The organism is Vibrio sp. Isolate33 (assembly GCF_022397895.1).
GTDB classification, from domain to species: Bacteria; Pseudomonadota; Gammaproteobacteria; order Enterobacterales; family Vibrionaceae; genus Vibrio; species Vibrio pomeroyi.
The window spans coordinates 1-18,312 of sequence record NZ_JAKEUP010000022.1; the positions used below are offsets into that span (position 1 = coordinate 1).

The window sequence follows — 18,312 nt, forward strand, 5'->3', positions numbered from 1 at the left end:
CTTTTTAAGGATAACTTTTTAAGGATAATCTGGCGCGGATATCATCGTGGAGCTGGGAAGCTAGTGCTCCCAACAAGGACTCCGAATACATTAGCGCAAACCAACTCCGTTATTACTTAATTGTAGTTGCAATAACGGGGCGGACCATACATTTTTGTGCCTGCTGTTTGAGTAGAGGAAATATTAGGCCGTTAAATAGATCAAGTAGAGGGACTGGTGGTTAGCCATACTTTTAAGTTCTAAATTTTGCCTCTCACCTCTTGTTCAATCTTCAACAGAGCTTCCCATTCGCCTCACGTGCCTATCTTAGTAAATAGCGGTTACATACAATGTTACTGGGAACGATAAGCTTAGGTTGTCTTGGGCGTGATTAAACTGATCACCGAATTAATAATGATATTCGACGTCTTGAATCTAAGGGTAGTTTACTAGTTGAGAATACGGCTTGTTAAAAGCAGAAGTTATGAATTAACAGATGTAGCTTTAATTACCAAACAGAAACTGATTCTGACGCCCGATAACACTCTAGACGCTTTAATAGAAAATTATGCGAGGTGGCTTTAGATAAACGGTGTTTAGGGTCGAAGAGTGTGTATTGGAAAAGTACAAAAAAGCCTCTAGTAAAACTAGAGGCTTTCGGGCAGAACTAGATAGTTCCTACTCTGCTGTAAACTGAGCTACGCGCTCTTGAATTTGAGCGTTGGTAAGTACTTCATTCCAAACTGCGATATTATCAACTGAGCCATCAAAGTTTTTATCACTACTGGAAGATCCACCCAATAGAATAAACTTGTCGTCTGTTGTATTTTCAACAACATCAAAATCGACACTTTTTGAGTGAACAAGAGTACCATCGATATACAAGTTAGCAGTCGAGTCTGAGTGATTGTATGTCGCCAAGATGTGGTACCAATTATCTTCAACAAGGAATACATCTCCTTCACTAGATTTCGCTTCGGTACTTAAACCGTCACCCCCAGCGTTTTTACCACCATATACTTTGAATTTGATAGAGTTGTCGTCTTTTTCTAGGTATAGCTTAAAGCCCAAATACTCGCTAGTCTCTGCAAAATCGACAAGAGATACATCAGAAGAGTAGTTAAAACGGTCTGCTTTAATCACGGTCTCTACAGAAAATGAATCCACAATAGCTTGAGCACCAGTAGTAGTTTCAGAAGTTGCATTGTAGTACACGTAACCATAACCACCACCTGTAGCTGAATCTTGGTCAATATGCATTGCACCTGTACCAGCCGCGCCTGCTGTCGTTGTGATTAAAGGAGATCCTGACTTACTCGTTAGATCATTTTTAGCACTGCCGCTATCTACTGCATAATCGGAGCTATCAAAAGTGTACTCGTTTAACGCAACCGGAAAGTCTCCAACCGGCGGCTCTGGGTTTTCTGGATCGACAGGAGCCTCTCCAGTCAAACTAATAACCGTAGCTTCAGAAGTACTGCTGTTATATGGGTTGTTATTTAAGTTATACCCAGCAGAGTAGTCGTTAAAATTGTCTTTGAACTCTTCAACATACTCTCCAGTAGACTCATCAAGTGAGTATACTTTAAGGTTGTCAGCAATTAACTCATATGGCGTTACGCCACTGTTTGTGCCTAGACGAAGGGCAATAACTTGAACTTCGTTAAAGCTACCTGGATCTGAAGACACTGCACCAGTGTATGTTTCGCCATTGATGGTAAAGGTATGTGACGTTGGTGTCCAAACCACCTCGACAGTCGCATCAAACGTGCTGTTTGCATCAAAGGTACCGCCAGTTGCTGTTAGTGAACCAGAAGCGTCGCGAAATTGAATAATACCGTCACCAATCGCGATGTCACCGTGGTGATATGCGTTGCTGACCTTATTATCTTCATCATTTGTTGAATAAAGCGAAATATAAGAGTTGTTCTGACCTTCATCAACTTGAGTGCTATCCGGATTAAGTTGGTAGGTTAGATCAACAGTTAACTTACCTGAAGAAATCGTTTTGCCTACCGTAGAGCTAGTGTTTAAGATCTTAAGTCTCAGCTCACCAGTATCATCGGTTAACGTATCTAAAATTTGAGCAGCATTATTAACACCTGAAGCTTCATCAGCTGTGTCTGCAGAGCTGGTAACTTCAGTATTATCGCTGTGGTCAGTACCTGAGACCGGAATGTTACCGCCGATAGCAAGACCACCGTCAGCAGCAGAGTAGTCGCCATCTACAGATACCGTACCTACCGTACCGTCATTATTGAAAAGTGTGAACGCGACTTGACCTGAAGTTTCATCTTCAATTGTTTCTTCATAAGTGGTTTCAAATCGTTCATATTCACCAAGTGTGGCATCAGCTGAATTGTCAGTGTAGTAATAAAGTGTCTCACCATCTGCTGAGAAGCGATATACGTTGGGTAAATCAGTACTACTCGATGATGAATAGGCTGCTGAGAATGCTGAGGTATCAGAAAATTCCCAATAACCATTTAATAATGCTGAGGTTGGTAAACTAGGATCTGTTGTAGAGCCATCACCTGAACCAGTTGGAATAGGTAAACCATCACTGTTACAACCAAATAATAAACCTGTCGAAAGGGCGACAGCAGTAGCGACTTTAGAAATCTGCATAAAATATTCTCTTTATGATATTAAGTCCATATGTAAATCACATAAGAAATAGATAATGAATAGGAGTTAAATATTTTTTAGGATTAAACAATATTTATTAGAACGTCCTATTCTTTAAAATAAAGTAATTAAATATGCCCCAAAATTTTACAAGAGGAGAGGGGTGTTTTAATAAATTAACTATTTTCTAATTAGAATGAGTAAGCAACGCCAACACGGTATTTTGCTTCGCGATCTTTAGAAGACGAACTGATATCAGATGACCAGATTTCAGCAAAAGGTTTCCAAGAACCGAATTTGTAGTTAACTTTTAAGCCTGCATCCCATTCCCAGTCATCGCTGTTGTAAAGCAGTACGTTATCCAAAGATTTCACGTAGTTTGCTTCGTAAGAAAGACCAAGTTTAGGTAGAGATTGAATTTTGTAAGAACCCGTTAGTGTGACTTTTGATTTCTGTGCTGATTCTAAACGCTCACCAGTCTCTGAATCTTTGTCACCAAATTGAGTGTGATTACGGAAATCAGCATACTCGTGACGGTAACGAATAGCCGTTGTTAGACCCATGTCTGCTTTATAGCCAACACGGAATTGAGGTTTGTAAGTGACCTTTTTCATTTTCCAGTCACCGCCGTTGTAGTTCGGCTCATCCCAGTCCCAAGCGATTGGCATACCTACTTGTAGATACCAGTTGTTATCGACCTTGTAAGTTGCTGTATTCTCGACTTCCATGCCGTAAATGTACCAGTTGCCATCATAGAAGCTTCTACTGTTCGCTGATTTAACTTCGCCAGAGTCTGCGTCGTAGTAAGAGTCGTCAGTATGGAATTTAACTTCAAGTCCAGTTGAGTGCTTCCACTTATCAGATAGCTTAAAGCTGTGGCCTAGTTTCACGCGGTGCTGGTGGCGAGCGTCAACATGAGCTTCATCTCCATTAGTTTTTGTATAGTCAGTCGCTGCACGATACTCATAACGGTAATCAAGTGTTGTTGCTGATGCCATGCCTGCAAATAAAGTTGTTGCCACTGCGATAGCAACCGTATTCATTTTTTTCATCATTACTCTCATATTTTTAGATTTAAAATTAAGTAAAGGTAGGGTTTTTCTTCCGAGCCACTTAATAACTCATACAATAATCTTATATGTTAAGTTTATGAAAAACCGTGAGCTAGGTTGAAATTCGAATAAATTGGATATTGACTAGTTTGTTAATTCAGTTGTGAGTCACTGATTTTTGGAATGGTATATACACAAAACGGCATAATTTGTTAATTATGGTTGCTCTTGGTTAACAAATTTAACTTTTTACCGCCTGTTTATATCAAAACGTTATGAATATCCCACTTTCAGTGCTGTGTTTAATGTCAATAATGACAGCCCTCTCAATTTTTCAATGTTGCCGAGAAATGCAAAATCCATGTGATAAAATAATACAAATGTTTTATGGGTTGATGTGGCGATATGTGACTCCCAACTATCAGATAAATCGATTTTTATCTTTTTGGTTGTTCTGTTTTTGGTCGCCATGCTTTGAATGTTTATCCAATGGATGGTTAAAAGAAAAATGAAAAACCTAGTATGTTTGGCGATAACGGCGTCACTTTCCCTCGGCGCACATGCTTCTGATATGGGAGTTCCTGCTGACTACAGTCAGTTTCAAGACATTCTCAAACTCTCTAAGCTGCAAATGTCTGATCCAGAAGGGAAACCTGGGAACAAGAAAGATTATGCGAGCAAAGGCAACTTTGATGGCGTTGTGTTTGAACACTTCTATGTTGATGAACCCACTCAAGCATTGGTCTTTAAAATGGCGGGTTACAAGAATCGCAGTGAGATTCGCGTCAATGACAATTTTAAGGTCGATGAGCCTAATAAGTACCATCATCTGAGTGCTGAGTTTATGCCCATTAATCCTCGTGATTCGGTAAAAAACAGCGAAAAAAAACGTGATGAAATGACGTACCTGCAAGTGCATAACAAAGGGACGTACTACGATGGAAAACCAGGTTCTCATGGTGAAGGGTATATTCCCCATCCTTTAGTTCGTGTGGTTTATGACGCCGACCGAAGTGGTAAGACAGATTGGTATTGGGCAATCATTAAAAATAATGCCGTTAACTGTAGTTCAAAGAGTGGAAATAAAGGCTCAACGGAATGCAAAAAGGCTTATATAAAATTACCATTGGGGCCAATAGCTGAAAAAGGCGCAGATAAGTTCGATATTTATGTCGGCAACCAAAGGTTAATTATTAACCATAACGGCAGCACTGTTGTTAATCATGACATTAGTTATTGGAAAGATATGGTTAGCTATTATAAAGCGGGCGTTTATAACCAATTCAAAAATGGTGAAAGCGAAGCTCACTTTTACAATTTAGTTTATTCAATTAAAGATTCACCTGTTATTACCAACTAGTTTTCTTACACCTAGTTAATATTAATGGGTTTACAAATACTCGTTTGTTATTAAGGATAATTTGGATGTTCAAAAAAAATATGCTTGCTATAGCTTTGCTATCAGCAGTTCCTATTGTGTCATTTGCGAATAACGGTGTGTCTTATCCAGTTCCCGCTGATAAGTTTGATATGCGTAATTGGAAAATAACGATCCCTTCAGATATTAACGAAGATGGACGTGTTGATGAAATCGAAGGGGTAGCAATGATGAGCTACTCACATAGCGATTTCTTCCATCTTGATAAAGACGGTAATCTCGTCTTTGAAGTACAAAACCAAGCGATTACCACGAAGAACTCGAAAAACGCACGCTCTGAATTACGCCAGATGCCACGCGGTGCTGATTTCTCAATCGATACGGCTGACAAAGGAAACCAGTGGGCATTATCAAGCCACCCAGCAGCGAGTGAATACAGTGCGGTTGGTGGGACATTAGAAGCGACACTAAAAGTGAATCACGTTGCGATTAATGCTAAGCACCCAGAAAGGTATCCAGCTCACTCGGTGGTTGTTGGTCAGATACACGCGAAGAAACACGATGCTTTGATCAAAGCAAAAACAGGTTACGGCCATGGTAACGAACCCCTAAAGATCTTCTATAAGAAGTTTCCTGATCAAGAGATGGGCTCAGTCTTTTGGAACTATGAACGTAACTTAGAGAAGAAAGATCCTAACCGTGCTGATATTGCTTACCCAGTTTGGGGCAATACTTGGGAAAACCCAACAGAACCTGGTGAAGCGGGAATTGCTCTAGGTGAAGAGTTCAGCTACAAAGTGGAAGTGAAGGGTACAATGATGTACCTCACATTTGAAACGGCTCGCCACGATACGGTTAAGTATGAAATCGACTTGAGCAAGGGCATTGACGAACTTGATTCGCCAACAGGTTATGCGGAAGATGACTTTTACTATAAAGCGGGTGCGTACGGTCAATGTAGTGTAAGCGACTCTCACCCAGTTTGGGGCCCAGGTTGTGCTGGCACTGGCGATTTCGCTGTCGATAAAAAGAACGGCGATTACAACAGTGTGACTTTCTCAGCCCTTAAGCTGAACGGCAAATAGTACATGCCATCACCAGTAGGCTAGCAGGGTTAACCAGAATCTAGCCATGGTAGATGTTTTCTTAAGACCACTTAAACGAATGTTGAGTGGTCTTTTTGTTTTATAGGAGTTTTAAACCAGCGAGAGCGTAGTGAAGCTTATCAATGAAAGGTACAGCCAAAACAATACAACCTTGCCAAAGGACAAGGTTGTATTCAGAAAGCTTAGACAGAGCTTAGATATCTTTTAGAGATAACTCTGACCCTTAGAGTCAGTTCGAGATGAACGACATACCATCACTAGTCATACATCAACTCATTGGCCTTGTTTGCATCAAACTCTTTAAGAGATTTACGCGCCAAGTGACGGAATGGGAAGGCTTTGACTATCTCTTCGAATGGTTGGATGGCAAATGCCCAAAAGATGGAGCCGTCTAAACCAAAGATGATCAATGCGCAAAGCGGGATTGAAACGACCCATTGACCCGTAAAGTTGATTTTGAATACGTCAGTGGTTTTGCCTAATGCTCTTAATACGTGTCCGTGAACGGTGTTGTAACCACGAACGATTGGCAAGAAGATGTAGAGTGGGGCAATAACAGCCAGAGCTTGATAAGTGGAGGCGTCAAGATCTGGGTAAATATCGCCAATCACCAAACTTAAACCTGCAAACATCACCGCACAAACCACAGAGATACCAACCGCCACATCAATACTGGTATCAACGTTTTTGGTTAGGTCATCCATTTTCTTCGAACCGATAGCCTGGCTGATCGTAATCGCGGAAGAATGAGCCCAAGCCGTAATGAATTGAGTGCCGGCACGTATCCACGGCATCACCAAGGTAATCGCTACGTAGGCATTAATATTGAGTTGTGAGTACAACAGCTGATAGATTGTCGCGCCAATCGAAAGCATAGTCACGTTCGCTGCGACCGGGAATATCTCAATGAAGTGACGACGGATGTTAGTGATGAACTCTGACTTTTCAGTATCCAGTTTCAGTGACACGGACGAATCGTAATGCACACACAGAATCAAATACACAAGACGAATCGTAATGGCGATAACACTACCTAGTGCTGCACCTTGTACGCCAATGCCTTCAAAGTTTGAGAAGCCATGAATAAGCACATAAGAGAGCACGGCATTGACAGGCAGTTCGATTAAGTAACCTTTAAACGGAACCTTAGTTCTGCCCAGTCCATTAAACAAGGCAATGATCACCTGTGTTAAGGCTGTGAAGATCACCAGGTATTTTGAGAAGTCTAGATAATGACTGATCTCAAGGTGAAGTGTCTTATCGTCGGTTAATGCTTGGATTAGAGGTTGTTCAAAAAAGGTAAGCAGAAGCCAAAACATCGATGCGACGCCAACATTGATGAACAGACCCGCCCAAAATGCTTTGGATAGTGAAGAGCTGACACCAGAACCGACTGCGCGGCTGAGAACCAGCTGGGTACCATTAGCCAACGCCATTTGAATACCCAACACAAACGCGATGATGGTCGTGGCAATGCCCATTGCAGCAAGAGGTATTTCACCAAGGGGAGAAACCAATAGCGTGTCGATCATCAACATCGACTGCATCAGTAATGCGTTTAAGGCGAGGGGCCAGGCGAGAGAGAAGTTTTTCCTTACGTACGATTGCGAAGACACAAACAACACCTTATGTGTATAACCGTAAGCTTTCTCTGAGACGACCCGACTTCAAGGTTTAAAGATGAAACACTACGGTATGGATGGTAAAAAATTGGACGCTAAAATGTGACTGACTCGTGTATTGATATACACGAGTCAGTGGGTAAATATTGGTTATGCGATGGCGAGTTCAACCCGAGATAGCTTTTGGTTTTCATCGTCTAGTAACACTTGTGAGGCTATTCGAGCCTGCTGGGCGTTACCCGACATAATCGCATCGTATATCGCTTTATGCTCTTCTAAACAGAAGCGACCACCTTCGGCTGAATGGTCGATGAACTGCTTGAAGATTGTCGACAGAATGTTCGCAAACGGGATGTAGAACTGATTACCTGTCGATAAGAAAATCGTTTGGTGAAACAGGTGATCGTTGGTTGTCCACTCTTCATAATCAAAGCTGTTTGCCGCAATAGTCATCTTTTGGAACAGAATCGAAAGCTCTTTGCGTTGTTCTACCGTTGCGTTGGTTGCTGCTAGCGCACACGCTTCTGGGTCAATCGCTTTTCTTAAGCCTAAGAACTGAGACAAGAAGGGTTTGGTGTCTTCTAAGTCTTGAATCCAATACAGTAATTGCGGATCTAAGAAGTGCCATTGCGTTCTTGGTTTGATACGAGTGCCCACTTTCGGTTTTGACTCAATCAACCCCTTTGCAGAAAGTAGCTTGGTTGATTCTCGAAGGGCAGTTCTGCTTACTCCAAAGATATCGCACAGCTCCATTTCGCTAGGTAACTTTTGATTTTCTTGTAACTCGCCAGATAAGATCTTACGAGCAATTTGTCGCGCCACTTGAACATGAATTCGGCGGCTTGAATCTTCCACCAATGTAAATATTGACATTTAAACCACCTGAAATTGAAACTTTAAAAACAAAAAAAGCCAGACGAATCTGGCGTTTTGATGTCAGTGTATACGTCTAATATAGCGTGAGGTTTTGCCTCATCTATTAAGGTCTTGTGACCTAATGTAATGTGTAACTTAAAGTGCAGCCTTATAGCTGAGCTTCAGCCTCTAAGCTAGGGCATTATTTGCCTAAGCTAAGGAGCTATCTGTCCGCCGTTTACATCCAAGATTTGTCCTGTGATGTAACCGCTGCAAGCATGGGATGCAAAGAAAGCAAAAGTCGGTGCCACTTCTTCGATATTGCCAAAGCGTCCCATTGGGATGTTGCTAGCAATGTTCGACTTCAGCTCGTCGCTTTTACCATCGTGAAATGCAGTATCGATAGTGCCCGGAGAAACAATGTTGAAACGGATATTGTCTTTCGCAAACTCTTTCACCCAGTTACGGTGAATGTCGTGTAACCACGCTTTTGAAGCTGCATAGATGCCAGCACCCACACCGCCACCTTCACGAGCAGCAATCGAACCCGTGCTGATAACACACGATGTTTGCCCCGACTTAGCTGCAGAAGCGCGTAAGTGGGGGATAGAGAACTTGGTTGTCATTAATGCAGAGCGAACGTTGAGATCCATGACTCGTTCATAAAACTCGTCATCGATACTTTCTAGATTTGCACGACCGCCTAAGCCACCTGCGTTATTGATCAAGACATCCATGCCACCAAAATGCTCGGTGAACTCTTTAACTAATCTTTCGCACTCTGAAGTGTCCATCAGATTTGCTGGGAAAAACGCAACATCGCCACCCAGTGCAGTGAGTTCTGTTAGAACGTCATCCACTTTTGGGCTGAAAGCACGACTATTGATGCCAATCTTTGCACCATACTTTGCAAAAACACGTGCGGTAGCTAAGCCCATACCAGCGGTAGAGCCAGTAATTAGAATGCGTTTGCCTTTTAAATCGTTAAACATCAGAGTCGCCTATATTGTAGATTATTTGCGTTAATAAATCATACAATAACACTTGCCATATTCAAGGGTGTTCATCTCAAAACCGATCATTAACGACATAATTAGTGAGAGTAAGAGTGGTTTTGTGAGTTCGCGCATACTCAAAAAGTGTAAATAAGAACTATTTGTATGAATAAATGAGTTGGAGAGGTCTAATGTGTTGAATAGGGGTAAGATGAGTGAAATATTGCTCTAGACTATATCAGGAGTGACCTCACGTTATTCTTATACTGAGTTGGTGCAGATATAAATCAGTGCTATAGTCCGGGTTAAATAATACATATCTAATAAGTAAGTAGACACATGGCTGGCTCTTTCAATTCGATTTCAGGCTCTAAGCGAAGCCTTCATGTGCAAGTTGCACGTGAAATCGCTCGTGGTATTTTGTCGGGCAATTTGCCTCAAGGTTCTATTATCCCTGGTGAAATGGCTCTGTGTGAGCAATTTGGTATCAGTAGAACAGCATTAAGAGAAGCGGTGAAACTTCTGACTTCAAAAGGTCTACTAGAATCTCGTCCTAAGATTGGTACTCGTGTGGTTGACCGCGCATTCTGGAACTTCCTCGATCCACAATTGATCGAGTGGATGGATGGCCTAGCGGACACAGACCAATTTTGTCATCAGTTCTTGGGTTTACGCCGTGCGATTGAACCAGAAGCGTGTGCGTTGGCTGCTCAATTTGCGAGCGCTGAGCAACGTATTGAACTCTCGGGTATTTTCCAACAGATGGTAGAAATCTCGAGTGCCGAAGAATTCGACCAAGAGAGTTGGTTAGATATCGACATGAAGTTCCACAGCTTGATTTTCAACGCAACGGGTAACGACTTCTACCTGCCATTTGGTAATATCTTGACGACGATGTTTGTTAACTTTATTTCTCACTCTTCTGAAGAGGGAAGTACGTGTATTAACGAACATCGCCAAATTTATGAAGCAATCATGGCGGGTAACAGTGACAAAGCGCGCCAAGCGTCTGCAAGTCACTTGTTAGAAACTAATCACAGATTACCAGTGGCTAGCTGATTGTTTTAAAAAGCTTTAGTTATACAAAGCTATAGTTTTAAAAAGACTTTGGTTTATAAAAAATAGTGATTTAAAAACCTTAGTTAAAACAAACTGACACCTAAAAAGCACGTTCAATACGTGCTTTTTTTGTCTTCAAATTTGATGAAAACCTGACCAGTGTCCAATATTTAATCTATTATTTACCGTTTTATTAAAATCACTAGTAACCAGTATTTTAAGTTATATAATAATACTAATTAAATTATTGTGAGTGTGATTATGCCCCAGTCTCTGCTGCCAAATATTCTTCAATTCATCGGTCAGATAGACCCTTTCGATAAGATCCCTAAAGAAGCACTTCGTGAGCTTGCCTCTAATGTTCAGATCACTTACCTCGGTAAAGGAGATGTGGTTGATCTGTGTGAGTCGGGTAAAGAGAAGTCGCTCTATATCATTCGAACGGGCTCGATGGAGCAAAGAAAATCAGACGGCGTACTTCGTGCGCGTTTAGGCAGTGAAGATTTGTTCGGCTTTACGTTCTTAGATTCTGAAGTTAACGACGAGAAAGGCTATCGAGCCGTCGCCATCGAAAACACCTTACTTTATGTTATTCCACATTCGGCACTTCAAACGCTGTTCAAAGCATTTCCAAGTTGTGCAGAGCACTTTGCATCACAGGCTCAAGTTCGCTTGAAGTCGGCGCTTGATGTGGTGTGGTCAAATAAAGAGAAGGGCTTGTTCATTCGTAAGGTTGAAGAGGTGGCAAGCGGGCAGGTGGCCATCGTTAAGTCTGAGCAAACCATCCAATCGGTCGCGGTAGAAATGCTTCATCAACGCTCTCCTTGTGCGGTGATCTATGAAGGTGAAACCATTGTTGGTTTGATTACCGACCGTGATATGACCAAACGCGTGATTGCGCACGGTGTTAGTACTGAAAATTTAATCTCTGAGGTAATGACGCATTCGCCACTCACAGTAAAACCGGATGATCTCGTGTTGCATGCCGCGTCTATCATGATGCAATTCAACATTCGTAACCTTCCTGTAGTGAAAGAGAACAAAGTCGTTGGCCTTCTGACTACCTCTCACTTGGTTCAAAACCACCGTGTTCAAGCGATCTTCTTAATCGAGAAAATCAAATACGCGGGCAGCGTGAAAACCATGTCTTCCTTCACTTCAGAGCGACAAGCAATCTTTGAAGCGCTGGTGGAAGGTAAGGTTGCACCGGAAACGGTCGGCAAGGTCATGACCATGATTATGGATGCCTACACACGCCGATTGATTCAGATAGCAATTGATAAGTTAGGTCCACCGCCGTGTGACTTCTCATGGATTGTGGCAGGTTCGCATGCTCGCAACGAAGTTCACATGCTTTCGGACCAAGACAGTGCGATCGTACTGGCTGACGATGCAACCGACAGTGACCGTATTTACTTCAAACACTTAGCCATGATGGTGACTAATGGTTTAGCGAGCTGTGACTACCCACTCTGTCCGGGTAAATTCATGGCAGCGACGCCAAAATGGTGTCAACCGCTCAGCGTATGGAAGCATTATTACAAGAAGTGGGTGGCAAACCCTGAGTACGAACGCTTACTTAACATCAGTGTGTTCCTAGAGATTCGTACAATTTACGGCAACAGTGAGTTTGAAGGCATTCTTCGTGATGAACTGCATAACAATATTCGCAGTAACCGTGAGTTCTTAAGCACGTTAGTGAAAGATGCGGTGAATACCAACCCGCCTTTGGGTATCTTCAATAGCTTGGTACTTGAGAAGTCAGGTGAGAACAAGAAAACACTTAACGTGAAGAAGTACGCTATTAATTTGATCATCGATTTAGCGCGTATTTACGGTTTGGCGGTGGAGTGTGATTTGTCGGCAACGGACGAACGTTTCGCTGCTGCTAATGAAAAAGGCATGTTGAGCGATGATGCGTTCAAGAACATCCTTGGCGCGTATCAGTTTATTCTGTCTTTCCGTTTCGGCCATCAATTAGAAGCGTTGAAGAACGGGGAAGTGCCAGACAACAATATCAACCCAGACAGCTTTGGTAGCTTTGAACGTAAGCACTTGAAAGATGCCTTTAGAATCATTGCCGACCTTCAAGAAGCGGCGAAAATTCGTTTCGGAGCGCGTTAATGAAAGCCTTGTTGAACTACTTTCATCCGCTTGAGCGAATAAAACGCAAGCGTAAGCAATATCTGGGTACGGTTAAGCTGCCAGAAGCGCTACATGATCTGGTAGAACAGCCTTGTCCTGAAATGACGGATTTGGCCAAAGACAGCGACTATATTGTGTTGGATCTGGAAACCACAGGCTTAGACAGTGAGCAAGATCTTATCTTGTCTATGGGATGGGTCGATGTGGTGAAAGGACGAATCGATTTGGCTTCGGCCAAGCATATCTACCTGAACAATGATTCTCAGATCAACGCTGAAACTGCGGTAATTAACCACATCACACCACAGATGTTAGAAGAGGGGGCATCCATTCATGATGCGATGCTCACTTTCTTCGAAGCAGCGAAAGGCAAGATTATTGTTGCACACGCTTGTGTGGTCGAAGAGAAGTTCATTAGCCAATATTTGCTGAGATGTTATGGCTTAAGGCAACTGCCTTTACTTTGGTTGGATACACTGTGTATTGAGAAGAGCATGGAGAAAGCGATCAGCAACCATGAAGAGGTAGACTTAACTCTGGCTGGGACGCGTGCAAGGTATGGGCTTCCGGAGTACAACAGCCACAATGCACTAGCCGATGCCGTCTCGACCGCAGAGTTGTTTTTAGCTCAACAGAAGAGAGTCGTGCCTAACGATGAAGTGACCGTTTCATTTCTTTATCGGATCAGTCACTAAGGGCAGAAGCCCCACGTACTCGATTCTTGTTTGAATGAGCCGAGTTTAAACGATAAAAAGCCAGCGATTAAGCTGGCTTTTGTTTAGGTCTTAGAAAATTAGGACAGTAATTATCTTAGATTTTTCATGTAATGTGCTGCTTAGAAGCTGTAAGTAATACCTACACGGCTACGCAGTTGACGGTCACGGCTGTCTTGAACGTTACCGAACTCAACGTATGGACGCCAGCTCCAGTCAGCCTCTTTGTAACCCACTTTAAGGTTGTAATCCCACTCGTTGTCAGCACCGCCGCCGCCAGTCCACTCATTATCAATGAAGTCTTCTGCGTAGTTAGCTTCGAAGCCGAACTGCCAAGCATTCCAGTTGTAATCGATGTTACCTGTTACTTTACTGCGGTTCTTGTTGTCGTTTGAAGAATCAGAGGTGTAGTCACGGAACTCGTGACGGTAGCGAAGCTTCGCTTTTACACCTGAATCGAAAGAGTATTGAACACGTACTTGTGGTTTGTAGGTTACGCTATCAGAACCAAATGTTACTGGCATACTTGGTTGGATTAACCAGTGATCGCTGATTTTGAATTTGTAGCCGTATTCAAATTCGTTGTCCGCTGCTTCCCATTCAGAGAAAGGCTTACCTTTTTGCTTCATTTCAGCGCCGAAGAAGTGGTTATCTACCGAACCGCTCATTTTGATACGGCTTGCCCAGTCTTCAGAACCATGTTTGTACTCTTGGCGTGCGTCAAGTGATGCTGCTGATACGCTGCCTGCAAATAGAGTAGCGACGACAGCTAAAGCGATTTTATTATTTTTTAACATTGTTATGTTCCACTGTTTTAATTAAAAATGGTTGTACAAGGGGCGGTTACAAAGCCCCTTGTAGTTATTTGGATTAAAGCTTCGGGTAAAGCAGTTCTACATCTCGTTGAGCCCAAACTTCCGCTAGGTTCTTCTTAACCGTGAACTCGCTGAAGTCAGTTTCTGTTGCCAGTTTCACCCACTCAGGGTTTTCCATAGCAACACCGGCTTTCAGGTAAAGCGGAGTCATACGTTCAACGCGACGACGTTCATCTTTTTGTGTGTATGGCCACTCTTTCGACAGGTCGTTGTAATCAGCCATTAGCTGAATGCCTGTGTCTAAAGAGCCACCTTTTTTGTTTGTGTAGTTCCAAAGGTCGATACCGACTTTGTCACCGATCTGAGCCATACCGACCAATGGATCTAGGCTGAAGTAGTGGTAGTGGTAAGCACGTGTACGTTCGATTTCATGGGGCTGAGAGCCATCTTTTTCGAATTGTGTGTCGATACGCATTTTGCCTTTCTGAACCATCTGCTTAGCCAGTGCGTCGTTACCAATAAAGTAAGAAACGCCTGCTACTTGATAGTCGTACCAAGTTCCGTGGTTGTTTTCTGCGTAAGCTTCGCCTTTAGGGCCACCAGACAGATCATCGATGATTAACCAATCTAGATATTCGCTGTACCACTGAGTGATTTGCGTTTCATCAGACTCAGTCCACGTTGGTGATTGAGACAGAATGGCGATTGAATCCAGCATGCGGTCAGTCAGTGTTCTGGTATCGATGATTCCACCGCGGCGACCTTCAGCAACGCCAGGTACACCTTGTCCGTAGTTCACGTTCGGGTTCATCTTCGTATCTTCATTGAAGAACCAAGTTCTTACATATTCGATACCTTGCTGAGCGTATTTTTCGTCTTGGCTAAAGTAGTAGGCGATCGCTAATGCGCGAACAGAACGTGTGAAGTGGCCAATACGTTTTGAGTCAGTTTCGTCAGTTTTTGATGCTGGGTTGGTTTTTCCGTCATGGCGTACCCACGGAAGCCCATCTTCTTTTGATTCATCAGGCCACCAGTAAGGGCTGATGCTCATGTAATCGTTTTTGCTGCCGCTTGGCGGAACCATGCCTTTATCAGCAACGCTGAAAGGACCATCGTTCATAGCTAGTTCTGCTTCTTCAATCAGCTTGGTGTAAGCATCTTTCATTGAATCAGTAGCTTTATCTGACTGAAGAAGAGTGCGGTTCGCTTCTAATGTTGCTTCATCGAGGAAAACGAATTCAGCAGCCATAGCTTGTGAACCGAAAGTGATAGCACCAATACAGGCAGCCAGATGTAGGAGTCGGGGGGCTTTCATATTTCCGCCTTTTGTTTTGAATTAAAATAATACAAATATGGTAGCGATCCGAGGCGTGATGATCTGTGAATTAGATCGTGTTGTAGTGACAAAACCACTATTTACAAAGGGTTACAAAGTTAAGGTCTGATATAACATTATGTTTTTATTGGTTAATTTATCTTGATAAGTCTGTTTATAAAGTTCTTGTTTATCAATAAATGTGCGCTACAGCAAAAAATTGAATCTTTAGATGTTATTTTTATTTGTAATACATTATTATTTACTAACTTTATGTAGCAACACTTATCTTTCGTATGTTGAATATATGTAGATTCAACAAAGAACCGCTAAGTAGTGAAGTAAAGTGGATAGAGGAACGGATAGTTCAAAGGACGAGGCATTTGCTTGAGGTGATAAAAGCTTCAATCAGAGCAGGTTTGAAATGTAGTAGGCAAGGCAGTGACATCGCCTGCTATATAGAATCGAATTTAGTTAAGACGGTTAACGCCTCTCTAAATCGATGAAAAAAAGAAATCGTTGAAGTGCTTTCAAGAGCATTTTGATTATTGCTCCCAACTATTCTAATTATAACTTCTGCTTTCATTTAGAAAGGTAGGAGATGGTAGTAGAAGATCTGCCCTTGCGCTCATGTTGATACAGGCAACATGAGCGTTTTTTTATCTGGAATTTGAGTAAAGAGTCGTTTGAGGCTCAATAAGCGTGTAAACCGCGGTTTAAAAGCTAGGCTCTTAGGTTGATGACAGCTCGCTCAAGTGAGTCGGTTTGTTCTACCACAGACGTTGCAGAAGCGGCGTTTTTCGACGCTCCCGTTACATTGGCTAATGTTAGCTGCTTAATGGCACCCACGTTTTCAATGATCTCTGAGGTAACAGCGCTTTGTTCTTTCATTGCATTCGCCACTTCCAAACTGTTGTTTAAAATCGTTTCCATGTCTGCGATAACAGAAGTGATTCTTGAATGCGCATTCTCACAAGAGTCGACGCTGCTGTTGCCTTTCTCACAACAACTTTGAATCGTATTTACGACCGTTTGTGTTTGATCCTGAACGCCTTGGATTATCTTTGAGATCTCTTCAGTAGAAAGTTGTGTTCGGCCAGCCAACGTTCTTACTTCATCAGCGACCACCGCAAAGCCACGGCCTTGTTCTCCCGCGCGAGCTGCCTCGATGGCTGCATTGAGAGCAAGTAGGTTGGTTTGTTCTGCGATGTCTTTAATCACTTCTAATACAGTATTAATCTTCTCTGAGTGAACAGAAAGGCGATTCACTTCTTCACTGGCACTGACAAGATCAGTCGAAAGGGTATTGATGGTGTCTCTAGTGAATGCCACATCATTCAGACCTTCGTTTGCTGTAGCGAAACTGGTTTGCGCATTGGATGAAGCGTTTTCACTGTAGGTCGCTACGTTTTGAATATTGCTGCCCATCTGGTTTATCGCGGTCGCAATGTTCTCGGTCTGTTGCTGCTGTTTGTTTAAAGCACTCTCAACTTCCATTCCGTCATGTTGTAGCTGGTTCGAAATATTGCCGAGCTCTTTAATAGATCCCTGAACTTGGCCGACGAGCTGACGAATATCAGTAAGGACTGTATTAAATGCCTTTGCGATATCGGCAATCTCGTCCGATCCCTTATCTTCGGCTCTTACGGTAAAGTCGCGTTGTTGAGCGACGAGCATCATCGTCGAGTTCAGCGAGGCTATTTTCTTTGCTACGCGAGATGAGATGCCATAAGACAGCGCCATCAATAACGCAGCGACGGTAATAATGGAGCTTACAATGAAGGTGGTAATGGTTTGCTGAATCGATTCGACTTGCTGTTCTAATCGGCCTTCAACGTTGATGAATATAGAGATGATATCTTCAAACAGCATTTTCATTTCTGATTTCAGTTCAGCGACCTTGGCGGGGTTACGGTCGATGGCATCGACCATTAACGAGAAGTCTTTGTTGTATTGCTTTACTTCAAGTGTCAACTTCTCTAATTCAGGGACTGCGATATCAGACTCTTTAAGCAAGACTGAGAAACCGCCCATCAGTTGTTGAAAGTGAGAGTACTCTTGAGCAAACACTGGCTTGAGCGTTTTATCGTGGCTTATCAGAAGCTCTAATTCTGTTCGATTGAGCTGAAGCATAGAGACTTCGAGTGACTTTACCTTGATCAGCGTTTTCTCAAGTTTGATCAGTTTTAGATTGGCCAGTTCTGTAAATGAAACGACGATCAGTAAAGACAGGATGGATAAACAAGTAAGGCTAATTAGGGAAGTTTTAATTTTCATAGACGGGTACCAAAGCAAACAATATTACTCAACAACGTATTTGGAATCGTGTTTCTCTTATTTGCGTGTTAAATAGCTTATGAGAACGAAAAATGAGATCTGACTCGCAACGGAAACGTTTGCTAACAGTATTTTATAAAATGATTATTAACAAGTTAAATATTTATTATTTCAATGACTATTGGTGATTGTTCTGTCACTAATAGGTTATTTTGTCACTAAGCGATTGTTGGAAGTCAGCTGGAAGAGAAAGGAATACAACAAGCGGGAGAGGGAAGGCACTGTCTAGGGGCAAAAAAATACGAGCATTCACGTCGGTTTACATGAATGCTCGTTTCTAGTGTCGATTTGTTTGAGAGAAAGGCTATCTAAC

Annotated in this window: 13 protein-coding genes; 5 read left to right on the forward strand and 8 right to left on the reverse strand. The window is 42.5% G+C overall.

Features of this window, described 5'->3' with window-relative positions; all coding sequences use genetic code 11:
* Window positions 1–657: 657 nt before the first annotated feature.
* Both L1D37_RS21150 and L1D37_RS21155 read right to left on the reverse strand, forming a co-directional pair.
* The gene (locus tag L1D37_RS21150; protein ID WP_239849067.1) at window positions 658–2,607 is read right to left on the reverse strand and encodes a LamG domain-containing protein; all 1,950 of its coding nucleotides are present in this window, start codon (window positions 2,605–2,607) and stop codon (window positions 658–660) included.
* 191 nt (window positions 2,608–2,798) lie between these two features.
* Window positions 2,799–3,659, reverse strand: coding sequence for an oligogalacturonate-specific porin KdgM family protein (locus L1D37_RS21155; RefSeq protein WP_176681024.1), 861 nt, complete (start codon window positions 3,657–3,659; stop codon window positions 2,799–2,801).
* A 508-nt stretch (window positions 3,660–4,167) separates the two neighbouring features.
* Here L1D37_RS21155 and L1D37_RS21160 point away from each other — a divergent pair.
* Together L1D37_RS21160 and L1D37_RS21165 are read left to right on the forward strand one after the other, a co-directional pair.
* A complete protein-coding gene (locus L1D37_RS21160) occupies window positions 4,168–5,019 on the forward strand; it encodes a polysaccharide lyase family 7 protein (RefSeq protein ID WP_239849068.1) in 852 nt (283 codons plus the stop codon).
* A 65-nt stretch (window positions 5,020–5,084) separates the two neighbouring features.
* Entirely contained in the window at window positions 5,085–6,122 is a 1,038-nt protein-coding gene (locus tag L1D37_RS21165) for a polysaccharide lyase family 7 protein (RefSeq protein ID WP_239849069.1), read from the forward strand.
* Between the two features lie 278 nt (window positions 6,123–6,400).
* Here L1D37_RS21165 and L1D37_RS21170 read toward each other — a convergent pair whose 3' ends face one another.
* The 3 genes from L1D37_RS21170 to L1D37_RS21180 form a co-directional block, all read right to left on the reverse strand.
* Window positions 6,401–7,768, reverse strand: a complete 1,368-nt coding sequence (locus L1D37_RS21170) for an MATE family efflux transporter (protein WP_345779455.1) — start codon at window positions 7,766–7,768, stop codon at window positions 6,401–6,403.
* A gap of 147 nt (window positions 7,769–7,915) precedes the next feature.
* Window positions 7,916–8,638, reverse strand: coding sequence for a FadR/GntR family transcriptional regulator (locus L1D37_RS21175; protein WP_017632465.1), 723 nt, complete (start codon window positions 8,636–8,638; stop codon window positions 7,916–7,918).
* A 197-nt stretch (window positions 8,639–8,835) separates the two neighbouring features.
* Entirely contained in the window at window positions 8,836–9,612 is a 777-nt protein-coding gene (locus L1D37_RS21180; protein WP_239849070.1) for an SDR family NAD(P)-dependent oxidoreductase, read from the reverse strand.
* Between the two features lie 342 nt (window positions 9,613–9,954).
* On the opposite strand from L1D37_RS21180, the gene L1D37_RS21185 reads away from it, so the two are divergent.
* The 3 genes from L1D37_RS21185 to L1D37_RS21195 all read left to right on the forward strand — a co-directional run bounded on the left by L1D37_RS21185 (window position 9,955) and on the right by L1D37_RS21195 (window position 13,514).
* Window positions 9,955–10,674, forward strand: a complete 720-nt coding sequence (locus L1D37_RS21185; protein WP_017632463.1) for a FadR/GntR family transcriptional regulator — start codon at window positions 9,955–9,957, stop codon at window positions 10,672–10,674.
* 261 nt (window positions 10,675–10,935) lie between these two features.
* Window positions 10,936–12,798, forward strand: coding sequence for a DUF294 nucleotidyltransferase-like domain-containing protein (locus L1D37_RS21190; RefSeq protein ID WP_017632462.1), 1,863 nt, complete (start codon window positions 10,936–10,938; stop codon window positions 12,796–12,798).
* Window positions 12,798–13,514 carry a 3'-5' exonuclease gene (locus L1D37_RS21195; protein ID WP_048663523.1) on the forward strand — a complete coding sequence of 239 codons (717 nt, stop codon included), beginning with the start codon at window positions 12,798–12,800 and terminating at the stop codon, window positions 13,512–13,514. The genes L1D37_RS21190 and L1D37_RS21195 overlap by 1 nt, the downstream gene beginning before the upstream one ends.
* 140 nt (window positions 13,515–13,654) lie before the next feature.
* Here the strand turns inward: L1D37_RS21195 and L1D37_RS21200 are convergent, their stop codons facing one another.
* From L1D37_RS21200 to L1D37_RS21210, 3 genes are all read right to left on the reverse strand, one after another.
* Entirely contained in the window at window positions 13,655–14,329 is a 675-nt protein-coding gene (locus L1D37_RS21200; RefSeq protein WP_017632460.1) for an oligogalacturonate-specific porin KdgM family protein, read from the reverse strand.
* Window positions 14,330–14,402: 73 nt separating this feature from the next.
* Window positions 14,403–15,662, reverse strand: a complete 1,260-nt coding sequence (locus tag L1D37_RS21205; protein WP_239849071.1) for an alginate lyase family protein — start codon at window positions 15,660–15,662, stop codon at window positions 14,403–14,405.
* 723 nt (window positions 15,663–16,385) lie between these two features.
* Complete coding sequence (locus L1D37_RS21210; protein ID WP_239849072.1) at window positions 16,386–17,939, reverse strand: methyl-accepting chemotaxis protein; 1,554 nt, start codon at window positions 17,937–17,939, stop codon at window positions 16,386–16,388.
* Window positions 17,940–18,312 lie beyond the last annotated feature (373 nt).